The sequence below is a fragment of the Aeromonas rivuli genome, from assembly GCF_020149575.1.
GTDB lineage: Bacteria > Pseudomonadota > Gammaproteobacteria > Enterobacterales > Aeromonadaceae > Aeromonas > Aeromonas rivuli.
In genome coordinates this window covers 2317653-2335621 of the sequence record NZ_CP079742.1, presented here as the reverse complement: position 1 = coordinate 2335621, position 17969 = coordinate 2317653, and the positions used below count along the sequence as shown (strand labels likewise).

The 17969-nt window shown below is 61.6% G+C and carries 17 protein-coding genes; 8 read left to right on the top strand and 9 right to left on the bottom strand.

The genetic code is table 11. The annotated features are described in order from the left end of the window. Nucleotides 1–25 precede the first annotated feature (25 nt). Together KYK33_RS11010 and KYK33_RS11005 are read right to left on the bottom strand one after the other, a co-directional pair. Nucleotides 26–2023: a hypothetical protein gene (locus KYK33_RS11010; RefSeq protein ID WP_224430522.1), complete on the bottom strand. Its 1998-nt coding sequence runs from the start codon at nt 2021–2023 to the stop codon at nt 26–28. Between the two features lie 129 nt (nt 2024–2152). After that, nucleotides 2153–2704: a lipoprotein gene (locus KYK33_RS11005; protein WP_224432997.1), complete on the bottom strand. Its 552-nt coding sequence runs from the start codon at nt 2702–2704 to the stop codon at nt 2153–2155. 305 nt (nt 2705–3009) lie between these two features. Here KYK33_RS11005 and KYK33_RS11000 point away from each other — a divergent pair, with 305 nt between their 5' ends. The 3 genes from KYK33_RS11000 (at nt 3010) to KYK33_RS10990 (ending at nt 6177) form a co-directional block, all read left to right on the top strand. Then, complete coding sequence (locus KYK33_RS11000; RefSeq protein ID WP_224430521.1) at nt 3010–3999, top strand: lipid A biosynthesis (KDO)2-(lauroyl)-lipid IVA acyltransferase; 990 nt, start codon at nt 3010–3012, stop codon at nt 3997–3999. A gap of 168 nt (nt 4000–4167) precedes the next feature. Beyond that, nucleotides 4168–5154 (top strand): LpxL/LpxP family acyltransferase, encoded by a 987-nt coding sequence (locus tag KYK33_RS10995; protein ID WP_224430520.1) that lies wholly within the window; start codon nt 4168–4170, stop codon nt 5152–5154. A 162-nt stretch (nt 5155–5316) separates the two neighbouring features. Next, the gene (locus KYK33_RS10990) at nt 5317–6177 is read left to right on the top strand and encodes a PA4780 family RIO1-like protein kinase (RefSeq protein ID WP_042043156.1); all 861 of its coding nucleotides are present in this window, start codon (nt 5317–5319) and stop codon (nt 6175–6177) included. Nucleotides 6178–6255: 78 nt separating this feature from the next. On the opposite strand, the gene KYK33_RS10985 is transcribed toward KYK33_RS10990, so the two are convergent. Genes KYK33_RS10985 through KYK33_RS10975 form a run of 3 tightly spaced genes read right to left on the bottom strand, consistent with a single transcriptional unit; the run spans nt 6256 to nt 8383 of the window. Then, on the bottom strand, nt 6256–6846 hold the full coding sequence (locus KYK33_RS10985; protein ID WP_224430519.1) for a GNAT family N-acetyltransferase: 591 nt from the start codon (nt 6844–6846) through the stop codon (nt 6256–6258). 10 nt (nt 6847–6856) lie between these two features. Continuing rightward, nucleotides 6857–7735, bottom strand: coding sequence for a pirin family protein (locus tag KYK33_RS10980; RefSeq protein WP_224430518.1), 879 nt, complete (start codon nt 7733–7735; stop codon nt 6857–6859). A gap of 30 nt (nt 7736–7765) precedes the next feature. After that, nucleotides 7766–8383, bottom strand: a complete 618-nt coding sequence (locus KYK33_RS10975; RefSeq protein WP_224430517.1) for a hypothetical protein — start codon at nt 8381–8383, stop codon at nt 7766–7768. A 229-nt stretch (nt 8384–8612) separates the two neighbouring features. Between KYK33_RS10975 and KYK33_RS10970 the strand changes: the two genes are divergently transcribed. The 3 genes from KYK33_RS10970 (at nt 8613) to alkB (ending at nt 12373) form a co-directional block, all read left to right on the top strand. Continuing rightward, complete coding sequence (locus KYK33_RS10970; RefSeq protein WP_224430516.1) at nt 8613–11006, top strand: DNA polymerase II; 2394 nt, start codon at nt 8613–8615, stop codon at nt 11004–11006. An 89-nt stretch (nt 11007–11095) separates the two neighbouring features. Next, a complete protein-coding gene (locus KYK33_RS10965) occupies nt 11096–11644 on the top strand; it encodes a DUF3617 domain-containing protein (RefSeq protein WP_042043162.1) in 549 nt (182 codons plus the stop codon). A 60-nt stretch (nt 11645–11704) separates the two neighbouring features. Continuing rightward, entirely contained in the window at nt 11705–12373 is a 669-nt protein-coding gene (gene alkB, locus KYK33_RS10960) for a DNA oxidative demethylase AlkB (RefSeq protein ID WP_224430515.1), read from the top strand. Between the two features lie 120 nt (nt 12374–12493). Here the strand turns inward: alkB and pfkA are convergent, their stop codons facing one another. The 4 genes from pfkA to KYK33_RS10940 form a co-directional block, all read right to left on the bottom strand. Beyond that, nucleotides 12494–13465, bottom strand: a complete 972-nt coding sequence (gene pfkA / locus KYK33_RS10955) for a 6-phosphofructokinase (RefSeq protein ID WP_042043164.1) — start codon at nt 13463–13465, stop codon at nt 12494–12496. Between the two features lie 139 nt (nt 13466–13604). Further along, entirely contained in the window at nt 13605–14360 is a 756-nt protein-coding gene (gene tpiA, locus KYK33_RS10950; RefSeq protein WP_224430514.1) for a triose-phosphate isomerase, read from the bottom strand. Nucleotides 14361–14495: 135 nt separating this feature from the next. Further along, nucleotides 14496–15266 (bottom strand): envelope biogenesis factor ElyC, encoded by a 771-nt coding sequence (gene elyC / locus KYK33_RS10945; protein ID WP_224430513.1) that lies wholly within the window; start codon nt 15264–15266, stop codon nt 14496–14498. 115 nt (nt 15267–15381) lie between these two features. Beyond that, nucleotides 15382–16272: a LysR family transcriptional regulator gene (locus KYK33_RS10940; protein WP_224430512.1), complete on the bottom strand. Its 891-nt coding sequence runs from the start codon at nt 16270–16272 to the stop codon at nt 15382–15384. A gap of 97 nt (nt 16273–16369) precedes the next feature. Between KYK33_RS10940 and KYK33_RS10935 the strand changes: the two genes are divergently transcribed. Both KYK33_RS10935 and KYK33_RS10930 read left to right on the top strand, forming a co-directional pair. Further along, the gene (locus tag KYK33_RS10935) at nt 16370–17236 is read left to right on the top strand and encodes a pirin family protein (protein ID WP_224430511.1); all 867 of its coding nucleotides are present in this window, start codon (nt 16370–16372) and stop codon (nt 17234–17236) included. Nucleotides 17237–17264: 28 nt separating this feature from the next. Continuing rightward, a complete protein-coding gene (locus tag KYK33_RS10930) occupies nt 17265–17942 on the top strand; it encodes a hydrolase (RefSeq protein WP_042043172.1) in 678 nt (225 codons plus the stop codon). Nucleotides 17943–17969 lie beyond the last annotated feature (27 nt).

Sequence of the window (17969 nt, the reverse complement as noted above, 5' to 3'; positions counted from 1 at the left end):
CTCGTTACTCGGCTAAGGGGATCTGCTATTCGCTGATGCGCGCCTTGGCCGCCATCACCATGGCAGTGCCGTGCTGACCACCGGCGGCAGTCACCTGGGGCACACCATCTTCATCGGTGTCGCTGCCAGCGCCCTGGATGATGTTCTCGCCAGAGTCACCCACCCATTCGGCCATCTGCATGCCGCCGTTGACGGTGCCACGGAACCAGCTCACATAACGCTGGGTCAGCTGGGCCAGCTCCAGGGCGGGGGCTTTCTCGGAGCCGGTATTGCGCAGGTTCAGCATGGCCGAGCGCAAGCCACCCGAGATGGCAGCCTGGGTCCAGGGAGTATATTCCCCCTGCTTGCCCACCAGCCAGGTACCCGCCTTGGCATTGAAGTAAGCCTTGTCGGTGGCGATAAACAGTTCACGGGCGGCAGTGCGGTACTTGGTGTCCTGGGTCGCGAGGAAGGCGGCACTGAGGCCACGCACTGCGGCAAACTGGGCATCCACGGATTGCCCTGCATCAGGCTTGCCACCGAGGGTCAGACCGTCATAGACCAGGCCGTTCTTGCCCATCAGCTGGTTCAGGATGAAGTCGGCCTGCTTGCGGACAAGTACCAGGGCTGCTTTGCCTTGGGGGGTCTTGAGGTTCAACTCACCATTGTCACCGGCGGCATAACCGACCGGCAGGGCGTCCTGGGCGCGCTGGAAGATTTGCAGGGCGACCAGGGCGTAGGCGGCATCGAAGGTGGTGACATGCTGACCCTGTTTACCACCCTGCCAGCTGTCGACCAGGGTGCCTGCCTTGCTATTGAAATGCAGGGTATCGAGGTTCTTGAACACCATGTTGGAGAGGTTCAGGGCCAGGGAGAAGGCATCCTGACCGGCGCTGGCCTTGCTCAGATCCCCGCTCTGATTGGCAACCGGGGCCGCGGCGAAGGGTTGACCATCGAACACGGCGTGGAAGGCCGGATTCTGATTGCTGTTGGCGCTGCGCTGATCGCTGTAGGCGAAGAATTCAGACAGTGGCCACAGCAGCATCCAGCTGTCGCGCAACTGGGCCGACGCATCGACCACGTCAAGCTTGCCGATGGCGCCGACGTCATGCTTGGCGGTCTCGGTGACTTTCACCTGATGAGGGAAGTAGATAACTCCCTTGGCAGGATCGTATTGCGGGGTGATGGCGGCGCCCAACTGCTTGCCGTCATAGCCAAGCTGGCCTTGCAAGATGGCGAGCTTGTCGATGGATTGCTCAGTCAGCATCATGCCATTGAAGCCATCGGCGGCAGAGACGCCGAGCTTGTGTTTGCCATCCTGATCCAGAGTGGCGGAGCTGGCCTCGACCTCTTCATCGGTGGCGGCGACGTGCATGCCGCCGAGGAAGTCCTGGGACCACATCACTTCCTTGAGCAGAATGCCGCCGACGGCGGCCGGATTGAGCAGATTGTCCGAGCCGCTCCAGCGCAGGCTGGTGTAATCACGGAAGTAGGCCGGTATTTGCGTCTTGACGCTCTTCTCGACGCCCTTGGCGGTCTTGATGGTCAGCTCGTCGCCATTGACCGGGCTGGCATTGACGGCGCCAGCAAACTGCGGCTTGGCAGACGAGTAGGGCAGGGAGAGGGGATACATGCCTTGTGGCACTTCATCTGCCGGGAAGCCCACGGCATCTGCCATGGCCAGTACCCGTTTGCCAAGGTCGGCCAGAGTGCCACCCCGGGCCTGATTCTGCGGGCCATTGACCAGATGGGGACCCATGCCGGACTGGTAGTTGAGGGCATACATCGCCTCTTCGGAATACTCGTAGGATTCGATACCTGCGGCGAAGTCGAAGGGGGTCGGCTCATCGGCACGATTGGGATCCAGCACATCAAGATCCAGTCCCAGGGCTTCGGCCAGGGGCTCGCCGGAGAGTTCGAATTCGGTGTAGGCCAGCATGCTGGCGGCGGTATTGAAGCTAGCATCTTCAACCTTGACGGCGGCATGGGCAGCACTGCCCAGCAGCGCCAGGGTGATCCCCTGTACCAGTGCGGTTTTTTTCATGTGTCCCTTCTTCTTATCTGTGATGTTGCGGTGACGCTTCTCATCAATCTAAATGAGAATGGTGTGCATTATGCGACATGGTCTCAGCCATGAGAAGAAAAAAGCCGCTCTAAGGAGCGGCCGAATTAATCACAACAATTTGAAGGGGATGACCAGGCGTCCCGGCTCGACCTTGAGTGCTTCCACCTTGTCCTTGATGCGCGCCTCGTTCTGGCGATTGCCATCCAGGCGATAGATGGGGGTCTGGTTCAGGAAGAGGCCGAGGGATTGATTGAAGGTCGGCAGCACCGGGCTCAGGGCCGCGCCAATATCGGCTGGCTCGGTCTTGACCGAGAGCAGCTCAAGGTCACGCAGATAGATGGCACCCTGCTCGGCCACGTAGTCGGGGCGTGCGCTCAGGGTGAGGCGGATCTTCATCTGCTGGCTACCCAGCGGGCTGGAGACCTGCAGATCTCCTGCTGCATCGAGCTCCACTCTGTCGGCTTTGCTGCGGCCGATGCGGCTGTGCATCTCGTCCAGGCGGATCTTGCTCGACATGATGCCCGGTATGCCGAGCTGCTTCTCGAAGGCCACCTGGTTCTTCAGATAGTCATTGATCTCGCCCTCACTGACGCTGTATTGCGTCAGTGAGCAGGCGCCAAGCAGCAGGGTCAATGGCAGTAATAACAGGGGGCGGAACAGGCTGATTGACATGGGGTATCCAGAGATGGTCGTTAGAGGCTGCCATCTTACGGTTAAACACCGATCTCGCCAACCCGGGAGGCCAACGCTGTGCAGGGGAGACGCGGGATGGCAGGCTGGCCCGTCAGAGGGTGGGGCAGGGACGCCTGAAGGCCATCGGGGGACCGATGAGGCAGGTTCAAAGGGCCTCTTGAGGCCAGCAAATAGCAGGGAAGTGTCGTCACCATCGGGGATCGTGATGAATTAACTGGTATAACCTGTCAGTCGCTTTACAATAAGTGTCCCCCCACTCTTTGATCCGTTTCATGTCTGTGTCAGATCCTGTTTTCGATACTTCATTTCAAGCTCGCCTGCTCAGTCCCCGCTACTGGTTCAGCTGGTTGGCACTTGGCCTGCTCTTCGTTCTGGCCTTCGTCCCAGTGCGCCTGCGTGACAAACTGGCAGATTGGCTGACTCCCCTGGTGCTGCGTGTTTCCAAAAAGCAGGTCTATATCGCCAATACCAACCTCGATATCTGTTTTCCCGAGTTGAGCGAGGCCGAGCGCCAGGTCATCTTGCGAACATCGGTACGTATCGGGCTCAAGAGCCTGCTCGGCTTTGGCGAGTTCACGGTGCGCAGCCCCGCCTACCTGATGAAACGCATCCAGGTCAGTGGTTGGCATCATATCGAGGCGGAGCAGGCCGAGGGGCGTCCCGTCATCCTGGTGGTGCCTCACAGCTGGCCGGTGGATGCGGCCGGTTACTACTTTGCCCAGCGTGGCATCGAGATGTGCACCATGATGAAGAGCGCCCGCAACCCGGTGTTTGATTGGCACATCAATCGTGAACGCGCCAAGAGCGGTTGTCGGGTCTATGAGCGTCAGGCGGGCATCAAGCCGGTCATCAAGGCGGTCAAAGCGGGGCGCAGCTTCTTCTATCTGCCGGATCAGGATCATGGTCGCGAGGCCAGTATCTTCGTCCCCTTCTTCGGTCGTGCCAAGGCCACACTGCCTGCCTTGCCCAGACTGGTGAAGCTGACCGGCGCCAAGGCCGTGCCGCTGCTTGCCTGCTATGACGAGGCGCAGCACTGCTATCGCCTCGAGATAGAGGCCCCCTTCGTTGACTACCCGAGCGGTGATCTGCAAGCCGACACCCTGCATATGAACCAGGCGGTGGAGCAGCAGCTCAGGCGTCATCCCGGCCAATACATGTGGTTCCTCAAGATCTTCGAGACCCTGGAGCACCCGGTGGACAAGCACGGCCTCTACGAGGCGGGGATCAAACGCATTCGCCGTGGTCTCTCGCCCCATCCTTGATGCTTTCACGCCATGAAAAACAGCCCCAGTAGGGGCTGTTTTTCATGGCAAGTAGTGTCTCCTTGCCACTCGGGGCAGCTCAGGTTCAGGTTCGGCCCGGTTACGGGCTAGAAAAATACGTTGAGATAACTAAAATAACCTCCTTGTTTAGATGACAAGAGCCGAAACATGGCCCCTCAAGATCCGGTGTTCGACACCTCATTTCGCCTCACTCTGCTTCACCCAAGGCACTGGCTCAGCTGGCTCGCCCTTGCCTTGCTGAGCCTGTTGGCCTTCTTGCCCGTCCGGCTGCGCGATGGCCTGGCCAACGGCCTGGCCCCGCTCATCTTGCGGGCCTCTCCAAAGCAAGCCTATATCGCCAATACCAACCTCGACATCTGCTTTCCGCGCCTTGATGAGGCGCAGCATCAGGCGCTGTTGCTCAAATCAGTGCGAGTCGGTCTCAAGACCTTCATGGGCTTTGGCGAGCTGACCTGGCGCAGCAACCGCTACCTGGCATCCCGGGTCCAGGTGAGCGGTTGGGAACACATTGCCGAGCAGCAGGCACAGGGGCGCCCCTTGATCCTGGTGGTGCCGCACACCTGGGCGGTGGATGTGATAGGCCGCCTGCTCACGCTGCGTGGTTTGCCGCTGTGCACCATGATGAAGAGCCCGAAGGATCCGCTGTTTGACTGGTATATCAATCGCGAGCGAGCCAAGGGCGGCCGGGTATACGAACGCAGTGTCGGCATCAAGCCCGCCATCAAGGCGATCCGCAGCGGCGACAGTTTTTTCTATTTACCGGATCAGGACCATGGCCGTGAGGCCAGCATTTTTGTACCCTTCTTCGGCCACCCCAAGGCAACCCTGCCAGCCCTGCCCAAGTTGGTGAAGCTGACCGGTGCCAAAGCTGTGCCCATCCTGGGCAGTTATGACGAGGATCAAGGCTGCTATCACCTCGAGATAGAGCCTCCCTTCGACCCTTATCCCACCCCGGATCTGGAGGCCGATGTGTTGCGTATGAACAATATGGTGGAACAGCAGATAGACCGGCGCCCCGAACAGTACATGTGGTTTCTCAAGATTTTTGAGACCCAGCCCGATGGCGGCCGTCATCAGGGCCTGTATGAGAACGGGATCCGCCGCATTCGCCAGGGATTGCCGCCCGAGCCTTGAACCGGGTGCGCTGGCGAAAGGGGTTATACGGGGCCAGCCTTGGCTGCAATCTGAACGCGCGTCGGCGATGACGTGAGCAGCCATGCAGTCAAGCCCCCCAAAACTGACAGGAATGCACGGCACCACTGGCGCCGGGTGCGCAAATAGGGTAAAAGTTCGGCCATGAAAATACCAAATCGAATCCAGCCTCTGGTGGACGACGGCCTCGTCGACGAGGTCATCAGTCGGCTGATGAGCGGCAAAGAAGCCGACGTCTATGTGGTGCGTTGCGGCGAACACGTTCGCTGCGCGAAAGTCTATAAAGAAGCGGCCAAACGCAGCTTCAAACAGGCCGTGGTCTATCAGGAAGGGCGCAAGGTGCGCAACAGCCGTAGCCAGCGTGCGATGGAGAAAGGCTCGCGCTACGGGCGCCGCCAGCATGAAGAGGTGTGGCAGAACACCGAGGTCGACGCCCTGTTCAAGCTGGCCGCCGCCGGTGTGCGCGTGCCGACGCCCTATGTCTGCCTGGATGGTGTGCTGCTGATGGAGCTCATCACCGATGATGAGGGCAATGTTGCCCCCCGTCTCAACGACGTGGCCCTGAGCCCCGAGCAGGCGCTGGCGGACCATGACAAGGTGATAGGCTACGTGGTGCGCATGCTATGCACGGGTCTGATCCATGGGGATCTCTCCGAGTTCAACGTCCTGGTCGATGATCAGGGGCCCGTCATCATCGACTTGCCCCAGGTGATCGATGCCGCCGCCAACAACCAGGCCAAGGCCATGCTGGTGCGCGATGTGGAGAATATGCGCAACTACTACGGCATGTACGCCCCGGAGCTGCTCAAGACCCGTTATGCCCAGGAGATGTGGGCCCTCTATGAAGAGGGGGAGTTGACGCCGGAGAGTCGTCTCACGGGTCAGTTTGCCGAGAGCACCGCCATCATCGACATCGATGCCGTTCTGCACGAGATAGAGAGTGCTGAGGAGGAGGCCATGGCTCGCCAGGCCAGAGCCAAGGCCGAGCAGGAAGATGAGTACTAGCCAGTGGCTGGCTATGTCAAACAGGGCGCCTCGGGGCGCCCTGTTTGTTGATGTGCGGTGATGGGGTTGCCGGGGGCGTCAGAACATATAACCCAACAGGTCGATGGGTCTGTCCGGCCAGGGCGCGTCACCGACCGCCTTGATCAATATATCGTCCAGCAGCTCCACCGCGACACCGTAATTCTTGAAGTCGTTGATCCTGAGCCAGCTGCAGTACTGGGTTATCTGCACGAAACCGTTGGCCAGATAGAGGCTGGGATCCTCGGCGATGAGAAACAGGTAGTCGAGCGCCTTGCTGTGCGCGAATACCTGCAGCTCGGCCAGCATGGCACTGGCCAGCCCCTGACCGCGCAGCTGGGGGGCCACACAGAGATCGATCAGCCCCAGTATCGCCACGGGCTGATCGCCCACCGCAATCATGCGCTGATCCAGTCCGACATGGCCGACCAGCTGATCTCCTTGCCACACCAGCCCCCTCAAATGAGGTCGCTGCTTGAAATAGGATCGCGGCAGGGCATAGGCGGGAAAGCAGGTATTGCGCAGGGCCGTTATCCCCTCATGCTGATGGGGCGAGAGATCGATCTCGGCGACCAGCTCCATCAGCAAGGGGGGCTGGGCCCCGCTCACCGCACCAGGGGCGCTGGGCTGAAGGGAGAGGAGGAGCGTCATGGGCACTGGCTCAGAGCCCGGCCAGAGAGGGGGCGGTCAGTCGGGCCCCGACATAGCCTGCCACCTCGCCAAAGCGTGGATCCCCTGACTGCCAATCCTGGGCCGCGATGCGAATAGCCTCCTTGTCGAAGCTGACGAAGTTCCACCAGATCTGCAGCGGTTTGGCCAGGGGTTCGCCACCGATGAGCAGCAAGCGGGCGCCAGCACTCAGGGAGATGATCACCTCACTGGTACCTGGCGCCAGATAGGCCAGCTGCTCGGCGGCCAGCGTCTGGCCTGCCACCGTTACCTCACCGGCCAGGGCGAGCAGGCCATGCTCGAACTCGGGAGCCAGGGGCAGGGTCAGGGTGCATGGGGCGTCGGCCTGCAGATCCAGACCCAGTATGGGGGCGAAGCTGAGGGTGGGGGCCTGCCTGTCCTGATAGGTGCCAATTAGCAGGGTGAACCAAGCCCCATGCTGCTGCCAGCGTGGCAAGTCCGGGTAGTGATCGAAGCGGGGCCGGGTCGCCTGATGAGTCTCTGGCAAGGCTATCCAGAGCTGGGCGGCATGCACGCTGGGGTGGCCCGCCACCGACTCCTCGGTGTGAGCTATCCCCTGGCCTGCGGTCATCAGATTGACCTGGCCCGGGCGGATCACCTGCTCGCTGCCCAGGCTGTCACGGTGCAATATCTCCCCCTCCAGCATCCAGGTGAAGGTCTGCAACCCGATGTGGGGATGGGGGCCGACGTTCAGTCCCGGCTCACCCGGGGCAAAGCGGGCCGGGCCTATGTGATCGAGAAAGCACCAGGGACCTATGGTGCGCCGCTCCTTGACCGGGATGGCGCGAGCGACCGGTATGCCACCCACGTCCGTGGTGCGCGAATCGATCAGTTGCAGCTTGTCTGTCATGGGTCTCTCCTTGAACGGTGGGTCATCTGATCAGCGGCGCCGGATCACCGGCATGTTCATCATGGTGGCGGGGCGAGCCATGGGCCTGGTCATCGGCTGCATGGGGCGCGTCGCCGGCAGGGTAGCGGGTCTGGTCGCAGGCAGCGTCGCCGGCCGGAGTGGCTTGTCCAGCCCCCCACCGTCCAGATTGAGTCTGCGGGCGGCCTCGGTGGCGTCTGGCAACGAGAGGCTGCCCGCATCGGCCGGGTGTATCTTGCGCAGCACCTGCTGACGCTCGCGCAGGGTGTGCTTCTGCTCCGGGCTCAGGGCATTCCAGCGATTGGAGAAATCGGTGCGCAGCGCCTCCACATCCGGTTTGCCACGTTCGCCCTGCCAATCCTGGAACTTGTTCTTGATGTCGTCACGCTTGCCCTCATCCAGATCCTGCCACCAGTGCTGGATCAAGTCGTCGAACTCGCCATCGTTATTGCAACACCAGGGGTAGTAACGGTCCCAATAGTAGAAGTAGTCGTCATACCACCAGGGGTAGGGGGCCGCGCCATAGTAGCTGCCATACCCCATGCCGACACTGGCGCCGGGGCTGGTATTGCTGCAACCACCCAGGCCGAGGGTGGCCAGGATGAGCATGAGGGAAGGGGAAACGCGCATGAAAGCTCCTTGTCATGGACAGGCGAGGGCGAATCGCCAGCCGGGCACAGATCCGGGTACACAGTGGGATGGAAGCCATGCATGCTGCGCCGCAGCCCACTCAATGAGCCACTATAAGCCAAATCCCGGGCGGGGGGCAGCCCCGGCTGGCCCTGCATGCAGCAGCATTGCGAGCCACTACTGTATGAACGTACAATAGCTTATCTTCCCTTTGTCCCTTGCCTCGACCATGACCCCAGCGCTCGCTCCCACCGACGGTTTTATCCTGACTCGCCACAGCCGGGACGTGCGCGGGCGCGGCAACGGGCGCGATGGCACCGAGATCGTGTTCTGGCTGTGGAGTGAGCAGGGGCCGGTGCGGCTGGTGGTGGCAGATCAGGAGCCACTCTTCTTCCTGCCCCAGGCGAAGATGGAGGAGGCCGTGACCCTGTTCAAGGGAGCCGGGGTGCGTGGCCGCTTTCGTCGTCTGCCCATGCACACCTTCGACGGAGAGGCGGTGGTTGGCTGTTATTTTTCCACCCTGAGCGCCTATCACAGGGCCATCGAGCTGCTGCTCATCCGTGGCCTGGCGCACTTCGAATCGGATATTCGCCTGCCCGAGCGTTACTTGATGGAGCGCTTCATCACGGCAGGCATGCGCTTTGGCGGCAAGACGGTCAAACGCGGTGATCACTGGTCGGTCAGCGAGGCACGCTGCGCGCCCCAGGCCGTGACACCGACCCTCTCCTGGGTCTCCCTCGATGTGGAGTGCGCCATGGACGGCGCCCTCTTCTCCATAGGGCTCTATAGCGAGCAAGATGCCCGGGTCATCATGATAGGGACGGCCCCCGATGACGCCGCGTCCTGGGAGACCCAGGTTGAGTGGGTGGCGGATGAGCCCGCATTGCTTGGCGCCCTCGAGAGCTGGTTTGCGCGCCATGACCCGGATCTGGTGCTCGGCTGGAACGTGGTCAATTTCGACTTTCGCCTGCTGCTGCGTCGGGCCGAGCTGCACAAGCGGCGATTGCGGCTCGGCCGTGGCCGTGAACTGGCATTCTGGCGCGCCTCCCGGGGCGATCCCCAGACCGGCAGTGTCATCTTGCCGGGGCGCATGGTGCTCGACGGCATCGACACCCTCAAGAGTGCGACCTGGCAGTTTGCCAGTTACAGCCTGGATGCGGTGGCGAGCGAGCTGCTTGGCCGTGGCAAAGACATTGAAGACGTGGCGAACCGGGGTGAGAAGATCACCGAGCTGTTTCACTCCGACAAAGAGGCGCTGGCCCGCTACAACCTCGAAGATTGCAAGCTGGTGTGGGAGATAGTCGAACACTGCGCCCTGATCCCCTTTGCCATCGAGCGAGCCAATCTCACCGGGCTGGAGCTTGACCGGGTCGGCGGCTCGGTGGCGGCCTTCACCAATCTCTATCTGCCGCGCTTGCACCGCGGCGGCTATGTGGCCCCCAACCTGCCCGCCGATGGGGGGCTGGCGAGCCCCGGCGGCTATGTGATGGACTCCAAGCCCGGCCTCTATCGCCAGGTGCTGGTCCTGGACTTCAAGAGCCTCTATCCCAGCATCATTCGCACCTTCTGCATCGATCCCATGGGACTGATCGAAGGGCTCAAGGCCCCCGATGACGCCATTCCCGGTTATCGCGGTGCCTTCTTCTCCCGGGACAAGCACTTCCTGCCAGATCTTATCGCCACCCTGTGGGCGGCGCGGGACAGGGCCAAGGCGGCTAATAACAAGGCGCTCTCCCAGGCCATCAAGATCATCATGAACTCCTTTTATGGGGTGCTGGGCTCGGGGGGCTGCCGCTTCTACGATCCCAGGCTGGCCTCCTCCATCACACTGCGCGGTCACAGCATCATGCAGCAGACCCGGGAGTGGATAGAGGCGCGGGGCTACAGCGTCATCTACGGGGATACCGACTCCACCTTCGTTCATCTGCCCGAAGAGATGAGCCCGGCCCAGGCGGACGAGATAGGCCGCTCACTGGCCCAGGAGATCAACCACAACTGGACCCAGTTGATCAGGGCGGAGTTTGATTTGCCCTGTCACCTCGAGATCGAATACGAGACCCACTACCGCCGTTTCCTGATGCCCACCATCCGCGGCCTGGAGAAGGGCAGCAAGAAGCGTTACGCCGGGCTGGTGGGGCAGGGGGAGTCGGAGCATCTGGTGTTCAAGGGGCTGGAGACGGTTCGCACCGACTGGACCATGCTGGCCAAGCAGTTCCAGACCCGGCTCTACGAGCTGGTGTTCCACGATGAGGATCCTTGCGACTATGTGCGCACCATGGTGGATGAGACCCGCAGCGGGCGCCACGACGAGCTGCTCATCTATCGCAAGCGGCTGCGCCAGAAGCTGGAGGAGTACCAGAAAAATGTGCCACCCCATGTGCGGGCGGCGCGCCTCGCCGATGAGGAGAACCTGCGCCGCGGCTTGCCTCAGCGTTACCAGCATCGCGGCAGCATTGCTTATCTGATGACGCTCGCAGGCCCGGAACCCCTCGAATACAGGCGCAGTGCCATCGACTATGAGCACTACATCGACAAGCAGCTCAAACCCATTGCCGATGCCATCCTGCCCTTCATCGGTGAATCTTTCGAGCGGATCTGCGGCCAGCAACTGGATCTCTTCTAACCGCTCTGCCGCCGGGCCCTGTGCCATCCTTAAAGTCCTTGAAAACGGTGCGGCGCTCAATGTGCCGCCCTTCCTACGCTGGAGGCCTTATGGCTTTGACGCTTCGAGAGGTGACCCTGGTGGCCGCCATGGTACTGAGTAGTGGGGCCCTGGCCCATACCCTGAAACCCGGTTTATGGGAAATGCAGACCAAGATGGAGGCCGGATCCGGCGAGTTGGGCCAGGCCATGGCCGCCATGCAACAACAGTTGGCGGCCCTGCCCGAGGGACAGCGCAAGATGATGGAGGAGATGTTGGCAAAGCAGGGTGTTGGCATTCAGGGCCTGGACGCCGCCGGGGTGCGAGTGCGTCACTGCCTCAGTGCGCAGATGGTGGCCCAGGATAGGCTGCCTTTCGAGAAGGGCGAGGGCTGCCAGCGTCAGTTACGCAAGCGCAGCGAGACCCTGATGCAGTTCACCTTCAGTTGCAGCGACCCCAAGGCCCAGGGGGAAGGTGAGGTGAACTTTATCAGCCCCACCGCCTATCACAGCCGCTTTAGCCTCGACATCGAACATGAGGGCAAGATGGAAAAACTCACCGGCACCAGTCAGAGCCAGTGGTTGAGCGACGACTGCGGCGATATCAAGGCGGTGGAGTAAGAGGCCAGCGCAGCACTGAGCGCCTGGTTCCCAATCAGCGGCACAAACCAACGAGGAAGCATGGCCAGACAGAGGACGCTGGATAACGCCATGGGCGATCTGTTCGAGCAGGAGACGCAGTCTCGCTGGCTGGCCCCCGGCGCCCTGCATCTGCCAGGGGGCCTCGATAGCCTGGGGCCTGGGTCAGCCTGGTTATTGGCCTGGATTGGGGCGGTAAGCAGCCAGGCGCCCTTTCGCCACCTCAGGACGCCGGGAGGGCAGAGCATGTCGGTGGCCATGACCAATGCCGGCCCCTGTGGCTGGGTCTCGGATCGGCGTGGCTATCGCTATAGTCCCCTCGACCCCCTCAGTCAGCAGCCCTGGCCCCCCTTGCCGAGGGAGCTGCTCACCCTGGCCAGCGACGCGGCACAGGCGGCAGGTTTCGCGGATTTTGAACCCGATGCCTGCCTCATCAACCGTTACCTCCCCGGGGCGCGCATGTCCCTGCATCAGGACAGGGATGAGGCCAGTTTTGCCCATCCGATCGTCTCTGTCTCTCTGGGATTGGCCGCCGAGTTTCTGCTGGGGGGGCTGACGCGAGGGGATACGGTGCAGCGGCAGACATTGCGCAGCGGCGATCTGCTGGTATTGGGCGGCGAGGCGCGACTGCGTTTTCATGGGGTGGCCCCCGTCAAAGCGGGCGCCGAAGGTGAGCTGCGTTTCAATCTCACCCTGAGACGGGCCCAGTGAACCTTGGGGTCTGGCGGCAGGCGAGTGGGCCGGATTGCCGGTTTGCATGAACCGCCATTGTCTGCGCAGCACACAAAAAAACCCTCCGGCTGGAGGGTTTTTTTCAGATAACGGCTGTCATCAGAACAGGGTGGTGGAGAGGTCGTACAGCTCCTGATTGAAGGGGCGCTTCAGATTCTCGATGCAGTCGATGATGTCGTGGTGCACCATCTCGTTGCCCTGGATACCGACGCAGCGGCCACCTTGACCGGCCAGCAACTGCTCAACGGCGAAGGCGCCCATGCGGCTGGACATGATGCGATCACGGGCGGTCGGCGAGCCGCCGCGCTGGATGTGACCCAGGATGGTGGCGCGGGTCTCGCGGCCCGTCATGGCTTCAATGTCCTTGGCCAGGGCGTTGACGTCGGTGACGTGCTCACAGATGGTGATGATGGCGTGCTTCTTGCCTTTGGCTTCGCCTTCCCGGATCTGGGTCAGCAGCTTCTCTTTGTCAAACGCCACTTCCGGCACTATCACGTACTCGGCGCCACCGGCCACGGCGGCCGACATGGCCAGATCGCCACAGTGGCGACCCATGATCTCGACCACAGAGATACGGTGGTGGGAGCTGCAGGTGTCGCGCAGACGGTCAATGGCATCCACCACCACGTTCAGGGCGGTATCAAAGCCGATGGTAAAATCGGTGCCGGCGATGTCGTTGTCGATGGTGCCCGGCAGACCTATGCAGGGGAAACCCTCTTCGGTCAGCTTCTTGGCGCCCATGTAGGAGCCGTCACCGCCGATCACCACCAGGGCGTCGATGCCGTGGGACTTGAGATTCTCAATCGCCTCGGCGCGTACCTTGGGATCTTTGAAGGCCGGGAAACGGGCGGAGCCCAGGAAGGTGCCGCCGCGGTTCACCACGTCGGAGACGCTGTGACGCTCGAGTTTGACGATACGATTCTGGTGCAGACCGAGGTAGCCATCATAGATGCCATAGACTTCCAGGCCATGGTGCAGACCGGCGCGCACCACGGCGCGAATGGCTGCGTTCATACCCGGTGCATCGCCACCACTGGTCAAAACACCAATACGTTTGATTTGCTTGGTCATGAGTGCCTCTGGATCTCAAGTTATCGAATGGATAAGCCTGTTTGACTATATCGGCTTTCGTATCGGCTTGTTGGTACCGCCAAGGGTTCGCCATACGAAAACCGGCAAAGGAGGGGGCCTGGGGCCCCCTCTGGGCTCATTACTTGGCAGCGCCAGCAATGATCTGGGAGAAGTCGTCCACTTTCAGGGACGCGCCACCCACCAGGCCACCGTCGATGTCCGGCTGACCGAACAGATCGCTGGCGGTCGCGCCAGTGACGGAACCACCGTACAGGATCTGTACCTTGGCAGCCACAGCGCCATCAAATCCGGCCAGGTACTGGCGGATGTGGGCGTGGACGGCCTGGGCGATTTCCGGGGTAGCAGTCTTGCCGGTGCCGATGGCCCATACCGGCTCGTAAGCCACGACGGCGTTGGCGAAGGAGGCGATGCCGCAACGGTCGATGACCGCTTTGAGCTGGGTCTCGACCACGTTCTTGGTCACGCCGGCTTCGAACTGCGCCAGGGTCTCACCGATGCAGAGTACGGGGATGAGGCCCGCATTCTGAATGACTTCGTACTTGGCAGCCACCAGGTCGTCGGTCTCGGCGTGCAGGGTGCGGCGCTCGCTGTGGCCGACCAGGGAGTAGGTGCAACCGAAGGCTTTGAGCATGGAGGGGGCGTTCTCGCCGGTGAAGGCGCCAGACTCGTGCAGATCGGCGTTCTGGGCACCGTAAGCAATCTTGCTGCCGGCAGTCAGCTGCTCAACTTGACCCAAAAAGATAACCGGTGGGCAGACGGCGACTTGAACGGAAGGGTGTGCGGCGGCAGCCGGGATCAGACCCTTGATCAGCGCTTCGACAGAAGCTTTGGTGCCGTTCAGTTTCCAGTTACCCATTACCAGGTGCTGTCTCATCTTTTAATACTCCTAGGCGTTTGATTGCGCGTCATTATATGAATTGAACCGAGCCCAAGATAGCTGACCCGGCGGCAAATGACGTAATTTTTTTTCCCTTTCCTGATCCAAATCAGGAAAGCTCCTCCCGACTGTTCACTCGTTGACCTGACCACGCAGCCGGGCCCAGAGCTGACCTATCCACTCGTGGATGGCCGCTTCCGAGTACATCAGGTAGCGCCCCTTGGGCAGGTAGCTATAGAGCGGCTGAGGCTGCTGGCTCTGCTTGGCGGTGTAGTCGGTGGGGGCGGGCAGCGCATTCAGGCCCTGCTGGCGATAGAGTGCCAGGGCCCGGGGCAAATGGGTGGCCGAGCTCACCAGCGCCACCCGCTTGCCCTTAAGGTGGGCACTGATGCTGACCGCCTCGTCATGGGTGTCTTTGTTGTTTTCAAACAACGTCATTCGGGATCTCGCTATCCCGAGGCTCGCCGCCATGCGGGCGTTGACCTCGGCATTGGACAGGGGATCCCCGGACACATAACCGGAGAAGATGAGCTCCGCTTCTGGGTAGGCCTGGGCCAGCCGCACCCCTTCCAGGGTGCGGGCGAGGGCTATGTTGTTCTGCCAGGAACGCTCGGGCACCGCCGGATCGCTGACATGGCCGTTGCCGAGCACCACGATGGCCTCGATGCCCGGATGTTGGCTCACGTCGAAGGGCGGATAGGTCTGCTCCAAGCCTCTGGCCAGCTCATAGCTCACCGGCCGCATCCCCATCAGGGCGATGAGCAGCAGCGAGCAGGTCGCCAGCAGCTTGCCGCTTTTTTGAAAACGGGTGAACCAGAGCAGCAAGAGAGCCAGCAGCAAGAGGGAGAGAGAGAAGGGGAGCGGCATCAATAACTGGCCCAGCCATTTTTTGAGTTCAAACATGGAGTTCTCCAATTTTTCCTGACACAGAGGCAAGTGACGCTGAGAGTAAGGGGGGCGGGGCAAATTGCCAAATGATGCCAACCTCGCACAGGCCACAGCATGCTGGAGAGAGCGGTTATTCGAGCCATTTGCGTAGCGCCAGCGACGCCAGATCAATGAAAGCTCGCAATCTGGGAGGCATAAAACGTTGCCGTGGGTAGACGATGTGGATGGGATCCGCCTTGCCATGCCATTCGGGCAGGACAGGCACCAGTTTCCCCTCTTCGCAGGCCTGGCGACACAGGTAGGAGGGCAACAGTGCCACCCCGCCGCCCGCCTGCACCATGGTCATGATCAGGCCGACATCGTTGATCAGTGTCTGCCGGCCCAGAGAGACAGTCACACTGTTGGCGGCCCCGTCGTGGAGTACCCAGGCCTCCTTGCCCAGTGGCGTAAACTGCAGGCAGGCATGCTGCCGCAGCGCCTGAGGTGCTTCTGGCGCCCCGGCGCTGGCGAGGTAATCCGGGCTGGCAAACAGGGCCCAGCGCGCGATGCCCACCTGCTTGGCGATCAGGGTCGAGTCCTTGAGAGGGCCGGTGCGAATGGCGACATCGACCCCCTCGGCGACCAGATCCACATAGCGGTTCATCAACACCAGCTCCACATCGACCTTGGGCCACTGGCTGCGCATCTGCCCCAGGATGGACGACAGGATCTGGTTGCCGACATCCACCGGAGCCGTGATGCGCAGCAGCCCGCAGGGCTCTTCCCGCGCCTCGGTCACCGCCGCCTCGGCGTCAAGCACATGCACCAGGCCGGCCGAGGCGTGGTCGAAATAGACCTGTCCGGCATCGGTCAGGTGCAACCTGCGGGTGGTCCGCTGCAAGAGGGTGACGCCCAGACGCTTCTCCAGCATGGCCACCCGATGGCTGACGGTGGAGGTCGGCAAGCCCAGCAGACGCGCCGCCGCGCTGAAACTGCCCGCTTGCACGACCTTGACGAATACGACGACCTGATTGAAGTCCATCTTCCAACTCATTAGAAAGTGTTTTCTTATTTAACCATCTAGTCCGGTAAATGACTACTTTCTACACTGTCTCCATTGATTCAACGGAGAGACTGAGATGAAAGAACTGGCATTTATCAAGCGCAGCAACGAGAGGCATTGGGTCGGCGATGGCTTCCCGGTCAGGAGCATCTTCTCCTACAACGACATCGCCGAAGAGATGTCCCCCTTCCTGCTGATGGACCATGCGGGCCCGGCCAATTTCCCGGCCACCTCCCATAAACTCGGCGTCGGCCAGCACCCTCACCGCGGGTTCGAAACCGTGACTATCGTCTATGAGGGCGGCGTCTCCCACAGAGACTCCTCGGGGGGCGGCGGCACCATAGGTCCGGGTGACGTGCAGTGGATGACGGCCGCATCCGGCCTTATCCACGAGGAGTACCACAGCCCGGCATTCGCCAGGACGGGCGGCGCCTTCGAGATGGTGCAGCTGTGGGTGAACTTGCCCGCCAAAGAGAAGATGACGGCCCCTGGCTACCAGGGCATCACCGCCGACGAGATCCCTCGGGTGACACTGCCAGAGGGCGCAGGGGAGGCTCGCATCATCGCCGGGCAGCTCGGCGATACCTGCGGCCCTGCCCGCACCTTCACCCCGATGAACGTCTGGGACATGCGTCTGAAGGCCCATCACCGGGTGACGCTCGAACTGCCGGAAGGACACACCACGGCGCTGTTTGTGCTCAAAGGCGCCATTCGCCTCGGCAACCGCCACCCTGTCCGCACCGCCGAACTGGCAGTCATGGAGCGCCGCGGCAGCCAGCTGGTGATCGATGTCGAGGAAGATACGACGCTGCTGCTGCTCAATGGCGCCCCCCTCGATGAACCCATCGTCGGTCACGGCCCCTTCGTGATGAACACCCAGGAAGAGATAGTGCAGGCCATCAATGACTACAACAGTGGCCGTTTTGGCCAGATAGGACGCTGAACCTTAGCCCCAACAAATGGAGAAAATCATGAGCAACCCAGCCAATTTCGACGGCGCCAGACCCGTCCTCAACCCAGATGACGTAGCTATGCTGCTGATCGACCATCAGAGCGGCTTGTTCCAGACAGTGGGCGACATGCCGATGCCGGAACTGCGCCTGCGCGCGGCCGCCCTCGCCAGCATGGCGACGCTGGCCAATATTCCGGTGATCACCACGGCATCTGTCCCGCAAGGGCCAAATGGCCCGCTGATACCGGAGATCCACGAGAATGCGCCGCACGCACAGTATGTGGCGCGCAAGGGCGAGATCAACGCCTGGGACAACCCCGATTTCGTCGCGGCGGTCAACGCCACCGGCAAGAAACAACTGATCATCGCAGGCACCATCACCAGCGTCTGCATGGCCTTCCCTGCCATCAGCGCCGTCAACGCGGGCTATCAGGTGTTTGCGGTTGTCGATGCCTCGGGCACCTACTCCAAGATGGCCCAGGAGATCACCCTGGCTCGCGTGGTTCAGGCGGGCGTGGTTCCCATGGACACCGCGGCAGTGGCTTCCGAGCTGCAAGGCAGCTGGAACCGGGCAGATGCGATGGAGTGGGCGGCTATCTACACCAAGATCTTCCCCGCCTACCAGTTGCTGATCGAGAGCTACGGCAAGGCACAAGCCGTGGCGAAAAACAACGAAGTGCTGGATTCCCAGCGCTGATACCCGCAACAACCAAGGAGAGTCATC